The sequence below is a fragment of the Sphingopyxis sp. genome (genome assembly GCF_019459305.1).
Lineage (GTDB): Bacteria > Pseudomonadota > Alphaproteobacteria > Sphingomonadales > Sphingomonadaceae > Sphingopyxis.
The window spans coordinates 1-16,559 of the sequence record NZ_JAIBES010000060.1; the positions used below are offsets into that span (position 1 = coordinate 1).

Below are 16,559 nucleotides of genomic sequence, written 5' to 3' on the forward strand. Positions count from 1 at the left end.
GGGGGGGCCCGTTTCTTTTTCCCCGGTTATATAAAAACCCGCCGGGGGGGGCCCCCGCCTGGGGGGGGGCGACCATAGGGGCGAATTTCCACCCCCCCCCCCACCAAATACCGCCTTTCCCAACCTTTATTGATACTCCACCGTCACCGGAATCCGCCCGCGATAGTCGCCGTCGTCGGCGCCCGCGATCTGCAACCGGCCGCCGAAGCGGAATTGCAGGCGGCCGTCGGGGCCGAGCCGCGGCGCGGCGGACAGGTCGGTGATCAGGTCGGTGACCCGCGCGGTGCGGCCATGGCCGCCTTCCAGATCGACGCTCGCTGGCAGGATGACCCGCACTTCGGCGCCGGGCGCCCCGCGCACCGTGACGGTGCCGCTCAGCGCGAAACCGCCCAGATCGACGACGTCACCGCGCAGGCGGCGCGCGCCCGAGACCGGATCGACCGCGACCTCGCCGCCCATCGCGCCGACCGCGATGCGGCCCATGTCGAGCCGGGTTTCGACCTCGACGCGCAGCGGCACCTCGGCCTCGCGCGCCGCCGCGCTGGTCAGCTTGTCAGGCGCGCAGAGCAGGCACTGCGCCGACGCCGCGGGTGCACTGACGATCATCAACGCAAAGGCAAAGAAAAGGCGCAGTTTCACCCCTGAACGCATAGCCGCTCTATGGTTAACCCCACGTAAAACGCCCGTGCCGCTAATCGCTGGCTAGTTTTGCGCTTTTCGGCCACATGTGCGCGATGACCACACCCCTGCCGTCCCCCCGGCTGAACGCGCTCGCCACCGCTGTGCCGGGCCACGACATCCATCAGGCCTTTATCGACTGGGCGACCCCGCGGCTGGCCGACGAGCGTGTGCGCGCAGTCTTTTCGCGAATGACCGCGCGGTCGGGGATCGAGCATCGCTGGTCGGTGCTGCCCCCCACAGCGGCGGGCGGAGCGCCGGTCGCAACGGGCGGATTCTACGACGTTCCGGGCCTGCCACCGACCTCGGCCCGGATGCGCGCTTATGCCGATCATGCCCCCGAGCTCGCGATGCAGGCGATTGCCGCGCTCGGCGATGCGTTTGACGCGGCGCGGATCACCCATATTGTCGTCGCCAGCTGCACCGGCTTCGTCGCGCCGGGGATCGACCAGATCCTCGCGCGGCGGCTGGGGCTTGCGGCGACCGTCGAACGGGTGCTGATCGGCTTCATGGGCTGTTACGCTGGCGTCACCGCGCTGCGCACCGCACGGCACATCGTGCGATCGGAGCCGCAATCGGTGGTTCTGGTGGTCAGCGTCGAGCTGTCGACGCTGCACCTGCAGCTTGAAGACGCCCCCGAGCCCCTGCTCGCGATGCTCCAGTTCAGCGACGGCGCCGCGGCGGCGATCGTATCGACAGATCCCATTGGGTTCGAGCTGGGCGACGGGGCAAGTCTGGCGCTGGAGGACAGCGCCGATCTGATCCGCTGGGACATCGGCGACACCGGCTTTGCGATGCAATTGTCGGGCGAAGTACCGGGACGGCTCCGCGATGCCTTGTCGTCCCCCGCGGTCCGAAACCAGTTGTTTGGCGCCGGGGATCCACCGCCGCTGCTCGCCGTCCATGCCGGGGGGCGCTCGGTTCTCGATGCGGTCGAGCATGCACTTGACGTTCCGCCCGAGGCGCTTGCCGACAGCCGCGCAGTGCTCGCGCGCTTTGGCAATATGTCATCGGCGACGATTCTGTTCGTACTCGCCGACATGATGGCGCGCAAAGCGACGGGCGAGGGGCTGGCAATCGCCTTCGGCCCCGGTCTCGCCGCCGAAGCGATCCGCTTCACCGCGGCATGAACCCCCTCACAAGTCTTCGCGCGCCGATCGACGCCGAAGAGGAGATGGACGCGGCAGAGCTGGCGCCCGCGCGTTATGCCAAAGTGCTCGCCGACCTGTCGCGGATCAACGCGCTGACGCTGGCGGCGCGCCCGACGCTCGGTTTTCTGGACCGCGTCGCCGCGCGGGGAGTCGGGACAAGGCCATGGCGCATCCTGGATGTGGGCTTCGGCAGCGGCGACATGCTCGACCGCATCGCGCACTGGGGGATCAAACGCGACGTGGCGCTCGACCTGGTCGGCATCGATCTTAACCCGAAAAGCGCGCCGGTTGCCCACGCACGGCTCGGCGGGCGGGCGCAGCTAATTACCGGCGACTATCGCGATCTGGCGGGACAGGGGTGGGACATCATCCTCTCCAGCCTCGTCACCCATCATATGACGGTGGTCCAGCGCACGGAGTTCCTGCGCTTCATGGATGCCGAGAGCGCGCGCGGCTGGCTGGTGAACGACCTCCACCGTCAGCGCCTGCCTTTTGCTGGCTATCCGCTCCTCGCGACGCTGGCGCTGGTCGATCCGATCGTCCGCCGCGACGGCCAGCTGTCGGTCGGGCGCAGCTTTCGCCGCGCCGAATGGCAGGCGATGCTGGCTGCGGCACTGCCCGAAACCGCGACCCACGCGCGCATCTTTGGTAGCTTTCCCTTTCGGCTCTGCGTCGAGCGCATCCGGTGACCGACGCGATTGTCATCGGCGCCGGACCGGCCGGAACCGCCGCGGCGATCGGGCTGGCGCACGCGGGCGCCAAGGTGCTGCTGCTCGAACGCACGCGCGAAACCGGCGATGCGCTGTGCGGCGGGTTTTTGAGCTGGCAGACGCTGACGCGGCTCGATGCGCTGGGCATCGACCGCGCAGCATTGGGCGGGCAGCAGGTCGGCCGGGTGCGACTGTTTGCCGGGTCGCGCCGCAGCGAGACCAGCCTCCCGCAAGCGGCGATGGGGGTGTCGCGCCGTCGTCTCGACTCAGTGTTGCAGGCGGCCGCGGTCGCGGCGGGGGCTGATTTGCAGCGCGGGGTGCATGCGACAACGATCGACGGCCACACCGTCCAGACGCGCGATGGCGCAACGCTCGCTGCACCCGCGCTTTTCCTCGCCGCGGGCAAGCATGGCTTTCGCGGCCAGCCGCGCGAAGCGGCATCCTGGCAACAGCACGACCCGGTGATGGGCTTGCGGCTGCGGTTGCCACACCACGCCGCGCTCGACCGCCTGATCGGCGATGCGGTCGAGCTCCACCTGTTTGACCGCGGCTATGCCGGGCTGGTGCAGCAGGAGGACGGCAGCGCGAACCTGTGCCTCGCCACCCACAAATCGCGGCTCGACGAAGCGGGGGGCGACCCCGGGGCACTGCTGCGCGCGCTCGGCGCCGCGCATCCGATGCTCGGCGGGCGACTGGCCTATGCCGACTGGTCATGCGGGATCGATGCAATCGGCCATGTCCCCTATGGCTGGCGCACCGCCGAAACCGAACCGGGCCTGTTCCGCCTCGGCGATCAGGCGGGGGTCATCCCCAGCCTTGCGGGCGAGGGCATGGGGTTGGCGCTCGCCAGCGGCGACGCGGCGGCGGCGGCGTGGCGCCACGGCGGTCCAGGCGCCGCACCCGCCTTCCAGCACCAGCTGGCGGCGCGCATGACGCGGCCCTTTGCCATCGCCAGCGCCGTCTGGCGCGCCGGGGAGAATCCCCGCACCGCGGGCGTATTGACGTCACTCTCTTCATCCTTCCCGTCGCTCGTCCGTTGGATGTCACAAGCGACGCGGATCGCGGCCGGTTGAGCGCGTCCCCCTTGCAGCGGCGCGATTTCGATCCGATATTGGTGGCAACACAGGCGCCGCCGCACATCGGCCTGCGCCCAAGGAGAAATCCATCATGACCGACCCGAACACCGCCAAGCCGCTCGACCCTATGGCGCACCATGTGCTGCGCGAAGGCGGCACCGAGCGCGCCTTCACCGGCAAATATACCGATCACAAGGGCGACGGCATGTACCGCTGCGCCGGGTGCGGCGAGCCTCTGTTCGACAGCCGCACCAAATATGACAGCGGCTCGGGCTGGCCGAGCTACACTGCGCCTGCTGAGGGCGGTGCAGTCAAGGAATTGACCGATACCAGCCACGGCATGGTCCGCACTGAAGTGCGCTGTGCGAAGTGCGAAGGCCACCTTGGCCATGTCTTCCCCGATGGCCCCGGACCGACCGGGCTGCGCTATTGCATCAACAGCGCGGCGCTTGACTTCGCGGGTCGCGCGCCGGATGACGCCAACACCGACGCAGGCTGAACTGCCGTCGTCGAGGGGCTGACGTCACACGGGCTGTCGCGACAGGGCGCAGCGAGGGAAGGAATATATCGCTTTGCGCCGCGACCGACAGCCGTCATCGTCAGGAAAATCATCATCGTCGGGCAAAGGCCCGCGCACGTCCGACCCCGGCGAGCCATCGCGCTTTCGCGTCTGGGTGCGGCGGCTGTTTCGCTGGGGCCTCGGCCTCGCGGTGGTCGGCCTTGTCGCGCTGGCGGTCGCGGTCGGCATTGCCGTGCAGCGGATGCCGAGTTTCGAGGAGCTGAAGAGATCCCCCGCGGGGCAGACGATCCGCGTCCGCGCCGCCGATGGCACCGTCTTTCTGTCGATCGGCCCCAATTACGGCCGCTGGCTGTCGCTGCGCGAAACGCCGCAGGTGATGCAGGATGCGATGGTCGCAGTCGAGGATCGGCGCTTTCGCTATCATCCCGGGCTCGATCCGGTCGGCATGGCGCGCGCCGCGGCAGTCGCAGTGCAGAACAGGGGCAGCGGGCGCCGCCTGCAGGGCGCCTCGACGATCACCCAGCAGCTGGCGCGCAACGTCTTTCTGTCGAACAGCTATGATTTCCGCCGCAAGGCGCGCGAAATGATCCTCGCCCTGGCGCTCGAATGGAAATTCTCGAAGGACGAGATCCTCGAACTCTATCTGAACAAGGTTTATTTCGGCGGCGGCAGTTACGGCATCGACGCCGCGTCGCGCCGCTTTTTCGGGCATAGCGCGACCGAAATGTCGTTGTCCGAGGCCGCCGTGGTAGCAGGTCTTGTCAAGGCGCCGTCGCGCTATTCGCCGACTGCCGACGCCGGGGCCGCACTCGGCCGCGCCGGGGTGGTGCTCGGCGTGATGGTTGATGCCGGGGTGATCACCCAGAGCCAGGCCGACAGCGCGGAACCCGCCAATGTCAAACTGGCGCAGGAAACCGGGCAGAACAGCGCGCGCTATTTCAGCGACTGGGCACTGCCGCAGCTCGACATGCTGATCGACGAGGGCAGCGAGGCGCTCGACGTCTACACGACGATCGACCTCAATATGCAGCGCGCCGCTACCGCGGCGATCCAGGCCAATACGCCCGGTGGAGTACAGGGCGCGCTGGTGTCGCTCGACCGCGACGGTGCGGTGCGCGCCATGGTCGGCGGCAAGGATTATGTCACGTCGAACTACAACCGCGCGACGCAGGCGCTGCGCCAGCCGGGGTCGGCGTGGAAACTGTTCGTCTATATGGCGGCGCTCGAGGCGGGGTATAAGGTCGACGATCCGGTGGTCGATGAACCCGTGACGATCAACGGCTGGTCGCCGCGCAACTCGTCGGGGCGCTTTGCCGGCACGATGGATTTGCGCAGCGCCTTTGCCTATTCGGTCAACACCGTCGCCGCCAAGCTCGGCGACGAAATCGGCTTTTCGGCGGTTGCCAATATGGCGCGACGATTCGGCATCACGACGCCGGTCAACACCCATCCGTCGATGGTGCTGGGCAGCGCCGAGGTGCGGGTGATCGACATGGCCGCCGCCTTTGCCGCGGTGTCGCGCGGCGGCATTTCGGTCGAACCCTATGGCATCACCAAGGTGACGACCGCCGATGGCCGCCTGTTGTACCAGCGCCCCGCCGAACGTGGGCAGGTGCTGGTCGACAATTGGGTCGCCGCGGGGATCACCGACCTGCTGCAAACCGCAGTCAACACCGGCACTGGCCGCGCCGCGCAGATCGGCCGCCCCGTCGCGGGTAAAACCGGGACGACGTCGAGCAACAAGGACGGCTGGTTCCTCGGCTTTTCCAGCGGGCTGACCACTGGGGTGTGGATGGGCCGCGACGATGCGAAAGCGGTCGGCGGGCTGCAAGGCGGCCGCGCCCCGGCGCAGGCCTTTGCCGATTATATGCGCGTCGCCGTCGCGCGGCGCCCTGTCGAAGCGTTCGACACCGAGGTTGTGCTGCCCGAATGGCAGCTGGAGGACGAAGGCGAGGCCTATCTGGGCGAACCCGGCGAGGGCGCGCTGGTCGACGAGAATGGCATGCCCATCGAGCTGCCCTATGACATGCGCCCGCCCGAAGAAGCCGCGCCACCGCCGCCTGAAGAGGGCCCGGTGCTCGACCAGCAATGGATCGAGGAACAGACCGGGCGTCGTGGATCCGGCGAAACCGGCGCACAGCCAAAAACGACTACGGCGCCAAAGACCGCGCCGCCAGTCACCAAATCATCGCCGCCGCCGCGACCGCAACCGGCAGATTTCAACTGAAACGGTAGCGGTGAAGCCCACGCCCTTCGCGGCGCAGCCAGCCGCGCGCTGCGGCGACATCGCCGTCGTGGAGTTCGTCGACCAGCGCGTGAAAAGCAGGGCCATGGTCCATGTGCACGAGATGCGCGACTTCGTGCGCCACCGTCGCGCGGCGGACATGGTCGGGCGCCATCACCAGCCGCCAGCTGTAACGCAGGTCGCCATCATGGGTGCAGCTGCCCCAGCGGCTGCGCGGATCGCCGACCCCGACGCGGCCCACCGCCAGTCCAGCGCGCGCGGCAATGTCGCGGCTCTCGCGCTCGAGCAACGCCAGCGCCTGACCCTTGAGCCAGCGTTCGACCCGGCGTCCGACCGTTTCGGCGGGGCCGCCGACGCGCAGCGCGTCAGGATCGATCCCGATCGCGCGCGGTGCCGCCGGGATCCAGTCGACCCGGCGATCGATGCCGAGGAACGGCACCGATGCGCCGGGACCGACGAGCACCGGCAGCGCCGCTTTGCCCACCTGCTCGGTGAGCCATTCCTGCTGCTCGCTTGCCCATTTGAGCGCCGCGCGGACGTTGGTCCGCCGCGGCACCGTCAGCCGCAACTGGCCGCGCGCCGCGTCAAACACCAGCCGGTAGCGTCGCGACTGCGCGTGCTGAACGACGCGCACCGGCCACGCGTCATCGCCGACCTGGATGTGCGGCGCCTCGGCGCGCGAATTAAACCACGCGTTCGACAAGGTGATTTTCCAGCGGCCCGGCAATATCCTCGCTGACCGTCCAGCCAGCGATCGACTGGCCCGCGCGATGAACCGCATCGCGATCGCCGCACACGAGGTAATGCCATGCCGGCAAGGGCTCACCCTCGGCGCGCAGCCGATAGGCGCAGCTTTGCGGCAGCCATTCGATCGTACCGACCTTCGCCTTGGTCAGCGTCAGGCAATCGGGAACATGACGGCGGCGATGCTTGTAATCGCCGCAGCGCGCGGTGGTGAGGTCGAGCAGGCGGCACGCGACGTTGGTCGGATAAATCCGCCCCGTATCCTCATCCTCGATCTTGTGCAGGCAGCATTTACCGCAGCCGTCGCACAAGGCTTCCCACTGCCCGGCGTCGAGACTGGCAAGTGGCGCTTCCCAAAAGGGGCGTGGCGCCGCACCGCCGGTCACTGGACCCATTTCGCCAGATCGGCGGCGACCGCGGCGGGCGCGCCCTCGTCGGCGTCGGTCGATGGATCGTCGAGCGGCAGCAGCGCTAGCGGCTTGCCCGCGGGGTCCATCAGGAAGGCGAGCTGGCTATGCGCCATCAGATAGCGGTCGGGCGCCGAGCCATCGACCTTGTTGTAGGTGACGACATAGGCCTTGGCGACCGCGGCAATCTGATCGGGGGTGCCGGTCAGGCCGATCAGGCGCGGATGATAGCGGGCGACGAAGGGCTTCAGCGATTCGGGCGTATCGCGTGCCGGATCGACGGTAATGAACAGCGGCGCGATCTTGGCGCCGCGCGCCGGATCGGCCTTTTCGAACTGCGCCAGCCCGCGCATCAACTTTTGCAGGTCGACCGGGCAGATATCGGGGCAAAAGCTATAGCCGAAATAGACGAGGCGATATTGTCCGGCAAAATCGGTGTCGCTGACCGTCTTCCCGTTCTGGTCGGTGAGCGTGAACGGGCCGCCGATGCGGGCGCCTTCGAGCGGCGGGGTCGCGGGCGGCGCATCGACCGGGCCACCACATCCTGCCAGCATCGCGCCGAAAGCGACGATCAGGCTTGCACGGACAAGCTTTTGTCCCATATTCGCGATATTCATCATGGGGCCAGCCTTGGTCGGCTAGCCCGCGAAAATCAACCATTCTCGTCGCGGCGTTGCGACGGTTTTTGCCAGGGGTCCCCCAGATCATGTTCCGACGCGCGGAGTTCCGCCTCGCCGCCTTCCTCTTGGCCCTCGTAGGGGCAGCGGCGCTGCTCCCCGGCCCCGTTCAGGCGCAGTTCCGCGGTGGCTATGCCTTTTTGCAGGCGGTCGAGAGCCGCGACGGGACCAAGGCGACCGACGCGCTGAAAGATGATCCGGCGCTGATCAACACCAAGCATCCCGAAAACGGCGAGACCGCGCTCACGATCGTTGCCAAGCGCCGCGACGGGACCTGGCTGCGCTTCCTGCTCGCCAAGGATGCCGACCCGGCAATCGCCGACAAGCAGGGCATGACCCCGCTGATGCACGCCGCGCTGCTCAATTTCACCGATGGCGCCGAGGATTTGCTCAATGCCAAGGCACCCGTCGACCAGACCAACCGCCGCGGCGAGACCGCGCTGATCCTGGCTGTGCAGACTAAGAATGTCGCGATGGTGCGCCTGCTGATGCGGCGCGGCGCCAACCCCGACAAGGCCGATCATGCCACGGGCATGAGCGCGCGCGATTATGCCAAGCGCGACGATCGCACCGGGCAGCTGGTTACGATCCTAGAAGCGAAAGTTGGCGGCCCCGAGCGTGACTTGGGGCCAAGCATCGGACCCAATTGATCCAGACAATGTGATATGGCATTTGACAATCACATTGTAGTGTGAGACATCGCCAGCATGTCCACACAGCTCATCGACCGCATCCGCGGCATTGTCGACGACGGGGCCATGTCCCGCTCTGGCCTCGCGCGCGCCGCGGGCCTTCACGCCAACAGCCTGCGCGACCTCGACTCGCCGGGATGGAACCCGACCGCCGAAACGCTGCGCAAGCTGGAGAACTGGCTTGCGCACGGCAGCGACCTCTCACCGATGGCGACGCCCGAAGAGATTATCGCCGAGGCGCGCAACGGCCGCATGTTCATCCTCGTCGACGACGAGGACCGCGAGAATGAAGGCGACCTGGTCATCCCGGCGCAGATGGCGACCCCCGATGCGGTCAATTTCATGGCGACCCACGGCCGCGGGCTGATCTGCCTGACCCTGACCAGGGCGCGCGTCGACCAGCTCGGGCTCGAACTGATGAGCCGCCAGAATGGCACCCGCCACGAAACCGCGTTCACCACGTCGGTCGAGGCGCGCGAAGGGGTCACCACCGGCATCTCCGCCGCCGACCGCGCCCGCACCGTGTCGGTAGCAATCGACGCCTCGAAAGGCCGAGACGATATCGTTACCCCCGGCCATGTCTTCCCGCTGATCGCGCGCGACGGCGGCGTGCTGGTGCGCGCCGGGCATACCGAAGCATCGGTCGACATCTCGCGCCTCGCCGGGCTCAACCCGTCGGGGGTAATCTGCGAAATCATGAACGACGACGGGTCGATGGCGCGGCTCGACGACCTGATCCCGTTCGCGCGGCGTCATGGGCTGAAGATCGGGACGATCGCCGACCTGATCGCCTATCGCCACCGCAACGACCGGCTGGTCGAATGCGTCGCCGACGATCCGTTCGAATCGGATTATGGCGGCGACTGGCGGCTGAAATCCTATCGCAACAAGATCGACGGCAGCGTCAATCTGGTGCTGCAAAAGGGCGCAATCGACCCCGCCGGGGTGACGCTGGTCCGCATGCACCCGGTGTCGATCTTCGACGACATCATGGGTCGTCCCGGTCCAAAGAAGCGCCGCCTGCAGCGCTCGATGGAAGCGATCGGCGAAGCCGGATCGGGGGTTATCGTCATGCTGATGCGCCCGCTGCCCGGGTCTGCGGCGGCCGAGGAAATTCCGCCGCCGTCGGGTGGAATGGACCTCAGAACCTATGGCATCGGCGCCCAGATCCTCGCCGATCTTGGCGTGCACGCGATGGAATTGCTGACGCCGTCGCACAATAATCTGGTCGGGCTGGAGGGCTATGGCCTGTCGGTCGTCGGCGAACGCTCAATCCCCGGGGAGGCCGCATAATGGCGCATGTACTGATCGTCGAAGCCCGTTTCTATTCAGAGCTCAACGACATGCTGCTCGACGGGGTGCGCAGCGCGCTCGACGCCGCCGGGCATAGCCATGAAACGGTGACCGTCCCCGGCGCGCTCGAAGTCCCGGCGGCAATTTCGCTCGCCGCCGACACCGGCCGCTATGACGCTTATGTCGCGCTCGGCGTCGTCATTCGCGGCGAGACTTATCATTTAGAAGTGGTGTCGAACGAAAGCGCGCGCGGCATCATGGCGCTGACCCTCGACGGCCTCGCGATCGGCAACGGCATCCTCACCGTCGAGAATGACGAACAGGCGCTTGCGCGCGCCGACAAGACGCGCAAGGATAAGGGCGGCGAAGCGGCAAAGGCCGCGCTCGCCATGCTGGCCCTCAAGGAGCAGTTCGGCATTGGTTGATAGCGCACCTCCCAGCCGTTTTTCTGTCGTCGAGCGCGGCGGTCGGCTGGTGGTGATCGACAGGGAAACCGGCCAGACCCCGCTGACCGCGGCGCAGCGCATGGAAATTCACGACCGCGAGTTAGGGATCGAACCGATCCGTCCGGAGCAGCGGGCCAGTTTACCCGATATGTCGGCAGCGGCGCGCGCCGAATCGGGGCTGAGCGCGCGGCCCGCACCGATCCAGTCGCCTGCGGCAATCTCCGTCCCCGCCAAGCCGCGCGTTGCCGCCGCGACGGCCGAACAGGACAAACGGCCATGGTCTTCAGCCCCGGGCGACCGGCCCGCGCTAAAGGCCAATGCACCCGCTCGCATCCCGAACCGTCCAACACCGCCAAGCGGCGCCCGCAAGACGATCGTCACCGGTAAATGGTGGGATGCAAAAGGGCCGCGCACGATCGAGCTTGGCCCCAAGGGGCAGCAGGTGCTGAGCGGCGGCTTTCTGACGTTGTTCGTCGTCGCGGTGATCGCAGCGATCGTCGCGCTGTTCATCGAACCGTTGCTGCTGTTTGTCGGCGCCTTCCTGCTGTTCCGTTTCGGCAGCAACATCCTCGGCCCGCTGGGCGCCGGGATCGTCGACAAGGCGATTGCCGAAAAGGGTTAGCTATTCCTCCCTGTGGCGTAGCCATGTGGGAGTCGCAGACGGCGCGCAGCGCCAGCGGGACCGCCGCCGCAGGCGGTGGTGGAGGGGCGCTGACCTCGCCAATGCCCCTCCGTCACCCTCTTCGATACTGCCCCCTCCCCATCACTTCGCGACAGGGAGGATCGATGCGGCCTTACGCGTTCACCAGCGCCGGATAGTCGGTGTAACCTTCCGCCCCCGGCGAATACCAGGTTTGCGGATTGTCGGCCGACCATTCGGCGCCGCTCTTAATCCGTTCGACCAGGTCGGGGTTGCCGATGAACGGACGACCAAAAGCGATCGCGTCCGCCACGCCGCTGGCCAGCGCCGCTTCGGCCTTGGCGACATCATAATCGCTGTTGAGGATCAACGGCCCCTTGAACACTTTGCGGATTGCAGGCGACTGTTTGGGGACGTCGGTGTTGCCGAACGTCCCGTCCGGACCGGGTTCGCGCAGTTCGAGGAAACCAATGCCGAGCGCGTCGAGCGCCGCGGCGGCCGCGGTGAACAAAGGCTCCGGATTGCTGTCATCGACGCCCTGCGAATTGCCATTGGGAGACAGCCGCACCGACACGCGGTCGGCGCCCCAGACGCCGATCAGTGCTTCGGTGACTTCGCGCAGCAGGCGGATGCGGTTTTCGACCGGCCCGCCATAATCGTCATCGCGCAAATTGCTGTTGTCGCGCAGGAACTGATCGATCAGATAACCATTGGCGCCGTGGAGCTGGACCCCGTCGAACCCCGCGCGCTTCGCATTCTCGGCGGCCTTGGCGTAGTCGGCGATCAGGCGCCGAATTTCGGCCAGTTCGAGCGGGCGTGCAACTTCCAGATCGCGGCGACCAACCGGCGTGTGCGCGCGGCCTTCGCCCTGCGTCGCCGAGGCGGAAACCGGCAGCTTGCCATCGTTGAACACCGAATGGACGAGGCGGCCCATGTGCCACAGCTGCGCGACGATCCGCCCGCCCGCTTTATGGACGGCGTCGGTCACAGGCTTCCAGCCTTCGACCTGCGCGTCGGTCCACAGGCCGGGGGCCGACGGCCAGCCGAGGCCTTCCTGCGAAATGCCGGTCGCTTCCGAAATGATCAGCCCCGCCGAGGCGCGCTGGCGATAATATTCGACCGCGAGTTCGGTCGGGACGAACCCGGCGGCGGCGCGGCCGCGGGTCAGCGGCGCCATGATAATGCGGTTCGGCGCCTCGATGGCGCCCAGCTTGATCGGGTCGAAAAGCGATACGGCCATAAATCCTCCACGTTCCAAAATCTGCGCGACGACCGATCGGGGCGCCGCTATGGCCCGCGAAGCTATGGTCGCCGCTGGGCCTGCACAATGGTCAGTATCAAAAGAAAATCTAAATGACAGCCAAGATCGAAAGCCTCGACCAGAAAGACGGTGCGGTCCGGCGTGCCGGGCGCTGGGCGTTTCTCGCGCTGCTCGCGGGCAATATCGCGCTGTCGCTCGGCGCCCTGCTCGTTCGCCTCGCTGATACCGGACCAACCGCCTCGGCCTTCTGGCGCATGGCCATCGCGCTCCCCTTCCTGCTGGCGCTGGCGTGGCGCGAGAGCGGCGGGCGGTTGCCGCCGACAAACGCCATCGTCGTGGCCAGCATCGCGGGCATCTTTTTCGCGTTCGATCTGGTCGCCTGGCATATCGGCATTCTTCAAACCAAGGTCGCCAACGCGACGCTGTTCGGCAATTGCGCCAGCCTGCTGCTGGTCATCTGGAGCATTTTGCTGGCACGCCGACTGCCCCGCGGGTGGCAGGCGGTGGCGATCCTGCTCGCCTTTGCCGGTTCGGCGCTGCTCATGGGGCAAAGTTACGAACTGTCGCCCGCCTACCTCGTCGGCGATCTGCTTAGCCTGTTCGCCGGGGTGCTCTACACCGGTTACGTCCTGTTGATGCAGCGCGTGCGCGGGACACTCGAACCCTGGACCGCGCTCGCCATTTCGTCGGTCGTTTGCGTCCCGATCCTGCTGGCCACCGCGCTCGGGCTGGGCGAGACGATCATGCCGCAAAACTGGACGCCGCTGATCCTGCTCGCGCTGACCAGCCAGATTATCGGCCAGGGGCTGATCACCTGGTCGTTGCCGCGTTTCTCGCCGCTCGTCATCGGGCTCACCCTGCTCGTCCAGCCCGCGGTGGCCGCGCTGGCAGGATGGCTGGCGTTTGGCGAGCTGCTCGGCCCGCTCGACATTTTCGGCGGTATGCTGGTCGGTGCGGCGCTGGTTTTGATCCGGTTGCCGAGCCGCCGAACAGCGCCTATCTGATGGGCATGGCCTCGATCCTTCCTGCCGATCCGACCCTCGACGAGATTCACGCTGCGCTGGCGCCGCTGATCGCGCAATCGGCGGCGTTCGACGGTTTCGGCGCTGCCGCGCTCGCCGACGCCGCGCGCCGCGCCGCGCTCGACCCCGACGTCGCCCGCCTCGCCTTTCCGGGCGGCGGGCGCGACATGGTCGATGCCTGGTTCGCTGACATCGACGATCGCATGGCCGCAAAATGGCCCGCCGATAAACTGGCGGCGCTCAAGATTCGCGAGCGGATCACCGCCCTCGTCGAAACGCGCATCGACCTGCTCGCCCCCGATCGCGAATCGCTGCGCCGCGCGCTCGCGCTGCTGGCGCTCCCGACCAATGTACCGTTTGCAGCGAAGCTCGGCTGGCGCAGCGCCGACATCATGTGGCGGCTCGCCGGCGACGCTGCGACCGACTATAATCACTACAGCAAGCGCGCAATCCTTGGCGCGGTCTATGCCTCGACGATGGCGGTGTTCCTGAACGACGAGAGCGACGGTTTCGCCGACACCCGCGCCTTCCTCGCGCGCCGGATCGACCAGGTGATGCGCTTCGAAAGCTGGAAATATCGCCGCGCCGCGCGCAGCACCGAACGCCCCAGCCTCGCCCGCTTCGTCGGGCGGCTGCGCTATCCGGGGCATTAACCGCAGCGATAAGGGACTGGCGCCGCTCGCCTGTTATTGATAATCGCTAGCAAATGAACCCAAAGCTCGATTCCGCCCAGCTCGGCGTAGCCGTCCGCATTTCCCGTATCGATTGGGATCGGATGTCGCATGACGAAGGGCGACGGCTGCGCGAATTCGGGTTGATGGAGGGCATCGAAGTCACCCCGCTACACCGCGGCAGCCTGTTTTCGCGCGACCCGCTGGCGTTGGCGATCGGTCGGATGCAGGTGATCATCCGCGCGCGGCAAGCGGCGATGATCGAAGTGGCGCCGACCGCGCCATGACCGCTGCCATCCCGACGATCGCGCTGGTCGGCAATCCCAACGCCGGCAAATCGAGCCTGTTCAACGCGTTAACGGGCGCGCGGCAAAAGATTGCCAATTATCCAGGCGTTACCGTCGAGCGCAAGGCGGGCCACGCCAGCTTCGCCGACGGGCGGCCGATGTCGCTGGTCGACCTGCCCGGCAGTTACAGCCTGACCCCCGCCAGCCCCGACGAGGCGGTAACCCGCGATGTCGTGCTGGGCCGGCAGGCGGGCGAACGGCGCCCTGACGCACTGGTCGTCGTCGTCGATGCCGCCAATCTCGACAATCACCTCTGCTTCGCGCTCGAACTGATCGCGCTCGGGCTGCCGACGGTGGTAGCGCTCAACATGCTCGATCTGGCGGAGCGCGACGGACTGACGCTCGACCCCGCGATCCTGTCGCGCGAACTCGGCGTGCCGGTGGTGCCGACCGTCGCGGTGCGCAAGCGCGGGCTAACCGACCTGCTCGCCGCGGTCGACGGCGCGATCCTGTCGCACCAGACGCAGGCGACCGTGCAGTCCGCCCCGCCGCCGTCCGACGCGGCGCTGCACCAGCGCGCCCGCGCGATCGCGCGCGCCGCGACGCTGTCCGAAAATCCGGTGCGCCGCTGGACCCAGCGCGTCGATGCCGTGCTGCTTCACCCCGTCGCTGGCTTCCTGATCCTGCTCGCGCTGATGTTCGTAATGTTCCAGGGGGTCTACGCTTGGTCCGAAGCCCCGATCGGCTGGATCGAAGGCGGCGTTGGCGCGTTGCAGGGCGCGGTTGATATCGCGCTGCCCGACGGTTTCCTGCGCGGGCTGATCATCGAAGGGATCCTCGGCGGCGTCGGATCGGTGATCGTCTTCCTGCCGCAGATCCTGATCCTGTTCCTCTTCATCCTCCTGCTCGAGGCCACGGGTTATATGACCCGCGCCGCCTTCCTGATGGACGGCATCATGGCGAAGGTCGGTCTGTCGGGGCGCGGTTTCATCCCGCTGCTCTCCAGCTTTGCCTGCGCCGTCCCCGGGATCATGGCGACGCGCGCGATCCCCGATGCGAAGGACCGGCTGACCACGATCCTGATCGCGCCGCTGATGACCTGTTCGGCGCGACTGCCCGTTTACACGCTGATCATCGGCGCCTTCATCCCGAACACCAATGTCGGCGGTTCGCCCGTCGGGTTGCAGGGGCTGGTGCTGTTCGGCCTGTATCTGTCGGGCATCGTCGGGGCGCTGGTCGTCGCGCTGGTGCTGCGCCGCACCGTCGCGAAGGGCACCGCGGCGGGCTTCATGATGGAAATGCCGCGTTACCAATGGCCGCGTCTGCGCGATGTCGGCATCGCGTTGTGGCAGCGCGCCTGGATTTTCCTCCGCCGCGCCGGGACGATCATCTTCGTCACCACGATCGCGCTGTGGCTGCTCCTAAGCTATCCCAAAGTGCCGACCGACAGCAGCGAGAGCCAGGTCGATTACAGCGTTGCCGGCCGCATCGCGAGCGGCCTGGAGGTTGTCGTCGCGCCGATCGGGTTCAACCATGACATCGCGCTCGCGCTGATCCCTGCGATGGCGGCGCGCGAGGTTGCGGTATCGGCGCTCGCCACCGCCAATGCGATCGAAGCGGGCGACGATGAGGAAGCGATGGCGCAGTCGCTGAGCGAGCGTTTGCAGGGCCGCTGGAGCATCGCCACGGCGCTCGCCTTCCTCGCGTGGTTCGTGTTCGCGCCGCAGTGCATATCGACGATCGCGATCACCAGGCGCGAGACCAACGGGTGGAAATGGCCGCTGTTCATGGTTGGCTATTTGTTCGCGCTCGCCTATGCCGCAGCAGGCATCACATACTGGACAGCCGTTGCCTTTGGACTAGGCTGATCCTTCCAACTTTCTAGCGGAGCGGAGCGGCATGGCTGGCAGCGTCAACAAGGTAATTTTGATCGGCAATCTGGGCGCCGATCCCGAAATCAAGTCGTTCCAGAATGGCGGCAAGATCGCCAACATCCGCATAGCGACCAGCGAACAATGGAAAGACCGGATGACCGGCGA

Annotated in this window: 19 protein-coding genes; 14 read left to right on the forward strand and 5 right to left on the reverse strand. The window is 67.1% G+C overall.

Annotation, left to right across the window (positions count from 1 at the left end):
* Positions 1-126: 126 nt before the first annotated feature.
* Positions 127-639, reverse strand: coding sequence for a DUF4402 domain-containing protein (locus tag K0M74_RS06545; protein WP_293969406.1), 513 nt, complete (start codon positions 637-639; stop codon positions 127-129).
* A gap of 86 nt (positions 640-725) precedes the next feature.
* Here K0M74_RS06545 and K0M74_RS06550 point away from each other — a divergent pair, with 86 nt between their 5' ends.
* The 5 genes from K0M74_RS06550 to K0M74_RS06570 all read left to right on the forward strand — a co-directional run bounded on the left by K0M74_RS06550 (position 726) and on the right by K0M74_RS06570 (position 6,362).
* Entirely contained in the window at positions 726-1,808 is a 1,083-nt protein-coding gene (locus tag K0M74_RS06550) for a type III polyketide synthase (protein ID WP_293969409.1), read from the forward strand.
* A complete protein-coding gene (locus K0M74_RS06555) occupies positions 1,805-2,518 on the forward strand; it encodes a methyltransferase domain-containing protein (RefSeq protein WP_293969412.1) in 714 nt (237 codons plus the stop codon). The genes K0M74_RS06550 and K0M74_RS06555 overlap by 4 nt, the downstream gene beginning before the upstream one ends.
* Complete coding sequence (locus K0M74_RS06560; protein ID WP_293969415.1) at positions 2,515-3,612, forward strand: FAD-dependent monooxygenase; 1,098 nt, start codon at positions 2,515-2,517, stop codon at positions 3,610-3,612. The genes K0M74_RS06555 and K0M74_RS06560 overlap by 4 nt, the downstream gene beginning before the upstream one ends.
* Positions 3,613-3,706: 94 nt before the next feature.
* On the forward strand, positions 3,707-4,114 hold the full coding sequence (msrB, locus tag K0M74_RS06565) for a peptide-methionine (R)-S-oxide reductase MsrB (RefSeq protein WP_088439706.1): 408 nt from the start codon (positions 3,707-3,709) through the stop codon (positions 4,112-4,114).
* 175 nt (positions 4,115-4,289) lie between these two features.
* Positions 4,290-6,362, forward strand: a complete 2,073-nt coding sequence (locus tag K0M74_RS06570; protein ID WP_293969455.1) for a transglycosylase domain-containing protein — start codon at positions 4,290-4,292, stop codon at positions 6,360-6,362.
* Here K0M74_RS06570 and K0M74_RS06575 read toward each other — a convergent pair.
* From K0M74_RS06575 to K0M74_RS06585, 3 genes are read right to left on the reverse strand one after another with little or no spacing between them, the layout of a single operon-like run.
* Positions 6,355-7,083 carry a YgjP-like metallopeptidase domain-containing protein gene (locus K0M74_RS06575; RefSeq protein ID WP_293969419.1) on the reverse strand — a complete coding sequence of 243 codons (729 nt, stop codon included), beginning with the start codon at positions 7,081-7,083 and terminating at the stop codon, positions 6,355-6,357. The genes K0M74_RS06570 and K0M74_RS06575 overlap by 8 nt on opposite strands.
* Entirely contained in the window at positions 7,064-7,519 is a 456-nt protein-coding gene (locus K0M74_RS06580; RefSeq protein WP_293969422.1) for a YcgN family cysteine cluster protein, read from the reverse strand. The genes K0M74_RS06575 and K0M74_RS06580 overlap by 20 nt, the downstream gene beginning before the upstream one ends.
* On the reverse strand, positions 7,507-8,151 hold the full coding sequence (locus K0M74_RS06585) for an SCO family protein (RefSeq protein WP_293969425.1): 645 nt from the start codon (positions 8,149-8,151) through the stop codon (positions 7,507-7,509). Before K0M74_RS06585 ends, K0M74_RS06580 begins: the two co-directional genes overlap by 13 nt.
* 86 nt (positions 8,152-8,237) lie before the next feature.
* On the opposite strand from K0M74_RS06585, the gene K0M74_RS06590 reads away from it, so the two are divergent.
* Genes K0M74_RS06590 through K0M74_RS06605 form a run of 4 tightly spaced genes read left to right on the forward strand, consistent with a single transcriptional unit; the run spans position 8,238 to position 11,261 of the window.
* Positions 8,238-8,858, forward strand: a complete 621-nt coding sequence (locus K0M74_RS06590; protein WP_293969428.1) for an ankyrin repeat domain-containing protein — start codon at positions 8,238-8,240, stop codon at positions 8,856-8,858.
* A 57-nt stretch (positions 8,859-8,915) separates the two neighbouring features.
* A complete protein-coding gene (gene ribB, locus K0M74_RS06595) occupies positions 8,916-10,193 on the forward strand; it encodes a 3,4-dihydroxy-2-butanone-4-phosphate synthase (protein ID WP_293969431.1) in 1,278 nt (425 codons plus the stop codon).
* Complete coding sequence (ribH, locus tag K0M74_RS06600; protein ID WP_293969434.1) at positions 10,193-10,618, forward strand: 6,7-dimethyl-8-ribityllumazine synthase; 426 nt, start codon at positions 10,193-10,195, stop codon at positions 10,616-10,618. Before ribB ends, ribH begins: the two co-directional genes overlap by 1 nt.
* Complete coding sequence (locus K0M74_RS06605; RefSeq protein WP_293969437.1) at positions 10,611-11,261, forward strand: hypothetical protein; 651 nt, start codon at positions 10,611-10,613, stop codon at positions 11,259-11,261. The genes ribH and K0M74_RS06605 overlap by 8 nt, the downstream gene beginning before the upstream one ends.
* A gap of 172 nt (positions 11,262-11,433) precedes the next feature.
* Here the strand turns inward: K0M74_RS06605 and K0M74_RS06610 are convergent, their stop codons facing one another.
* Positions 11,434-12,519 (reverse strand): alkene reductase, encoded by a 1,086-nt coding sequence (locus K0M74_RS06610; RefSeq protein ID WP_293969440.1) that lies wholly within the window; start codon positions 12,517-12,519, stop codon positions 11,434-11,436.
* Positions 12,520-12,632: 113 nt separating this feature from the next.
* Here K0M74_RS06610 and K0M74_RS06615 point away from each other — a divergent pair, with 113 nt between their 5' ends.
* The 5 genes from K0M74_RS06615 to ssb all read left to right on the forward strand — a co-directional run.
* A complete protein-coding gene (locus K0M74_RS06615; RefSeq protein WP_293969443.1) occupies positions 12,633-13,544 on the forward strand; it encodes a DMT family transporter in 912 nt (303 codons plus the stop codon).
* Positions 13,544-14,215 (forward strand): COQ9 family protein, encoded by a 672-nt coding sequence (locus K0M74_RS06620; RefSeq protein WP_293969446.1) that lies wholly within the window; start codon positions 13,544-13,546, stop codon positions 14,213-14,215. The genes K0M74_RS06615 and K0M74_RS06620 overlap by 1 nt, the downstream gene beginning before the upstream one ends.
* Before the next feature lie 53 nt (positions 14,216-14,268).
* Positions 14,269-14,520 carry a FeoA family protein gene (locus K0M74_RS06625; RefSeq protein ID WP_293969449.1) on the forward strand — a complete coding sequence of 84 codons (252 nt, stop codon included), beginning with the start codon at positions 14,269-14,271 and terminating at the stop codon, positions 14,518-14,520.
* The gene (locus tag K0M74_RS06630; protein WP_293969452.1) at positions 14,517-16,388 is read left to right on the forward strand and encodes a ferrous iron transporter B; all 1,872 of its coding nucleotides are present in this window, start codon (positions 14,517-14,519) and stop codon (positions 16,386-16,388) included. Before K0M74_RS06625 ends, K0M74_RS06630 begins: the two co-directional genes overlap by 4 nt.
* A gap of 31 nt (positions 16,389-16,419) precedes the next feature.
* Positions 16,420-16,559 (forward strand): single-stranded DNA-binding protein (gene ssb, locus K0M74_RS06635; RefSeq protein WP_293969468.1); only part of this gene is annotated, 140 nt, incomplete at its 3' end.

Bases quoted from the DNA above. Each gene is read 5' to 3' on its own strand.
- K0M74_RS06550 (WP_293969409.1), top strand. From the start codon at position 726: ATGTGCGCGATGACCACACCCCTGCCGTCCCCCCGGCTGAACGCGCTC.
- K0M74_RS06555 (WP_293969412.1), top strand. From the start codon at position 1,805: ATGAACCCCCTCACAAGTCTTCGCGCGCCGATCGACGCCGAAGAGGAG.
- msrB (WP_088439706.1), top strand. From the start codon at position 3,707: ATGACCGACCCGAACACCGCCAAGCCGCTCGACCCTATGGCGCACCAT.
- K0M74_RS06580 (WP_293969422.1), bottom strand. From the start codon at position 7,519: ATGGGTCCAGTGACCGGCGGTGCGGCGCCACGCCCCTTTTGGGAAGCG.
- K0M74_RS06585 (WP_293969425.1), bottom strand. From the start codon at position 8,151: ATGATGAATATCGCGAATATGGGACAAAAGCTTGTCCGTGCAAGCCTG.
- K0M74_RS06590 (WP_293969428.1), top strand. From the start codon at position 8,238: ATGTTCCGACGCGCGGAGTTCCGCCTCGCCGCCTTCCTCTTGGCCCTC.
- ribB (WP_293969431.1), top strand. From the start codon at position 8,916: ATGTCCACACAGCTCATCGACCGCATCCGCGGCATTGTCGACGACGGG.
- ribH (WP_293969434.1), top strand. From the start codon at position 10,193: ATGGCGCATGTACTGATCGTCGAAGCCCGTTTCTATTCAGAGCTCAAC.
- K0M74_RS06610 (WP_293969440.1), bottom strand. From the start codon at position 12,519: ATGGCCGTATCGCTTTTCGACCCGATCAAGCTGGGCGCCATCGAGGCG.
- K0M74_RS06615 (WP_293969443.1), top strand. From the start codon at position 12,633: ATGACAGCCAAGATCGAAAGCCTCGACCAGAAAGACGGTGCGGTCCGG.
- K0M74_RS06620 (WP_293969446.1), top strand. From the start codon at position 13,544: ATGGGCATGGCCTCGATCCTTCCTGCCGATCCGACCCTCGACGAGATT.
- K0M74_RS06625 (WP_293969449.1), top strand. From the start codon at position 14,269: ATGAACCCAAAGCTCGATTCCGCCCAGCTCGGCGTAGCCGTCCGCATT.
- K0M74_RS06630 (WP_293969452.1), top strand. From the start codon at position 14,517: ATGACCGCTGCCATCCCGACGATCGCGCTGGTCGGCAATCCCAACGCC.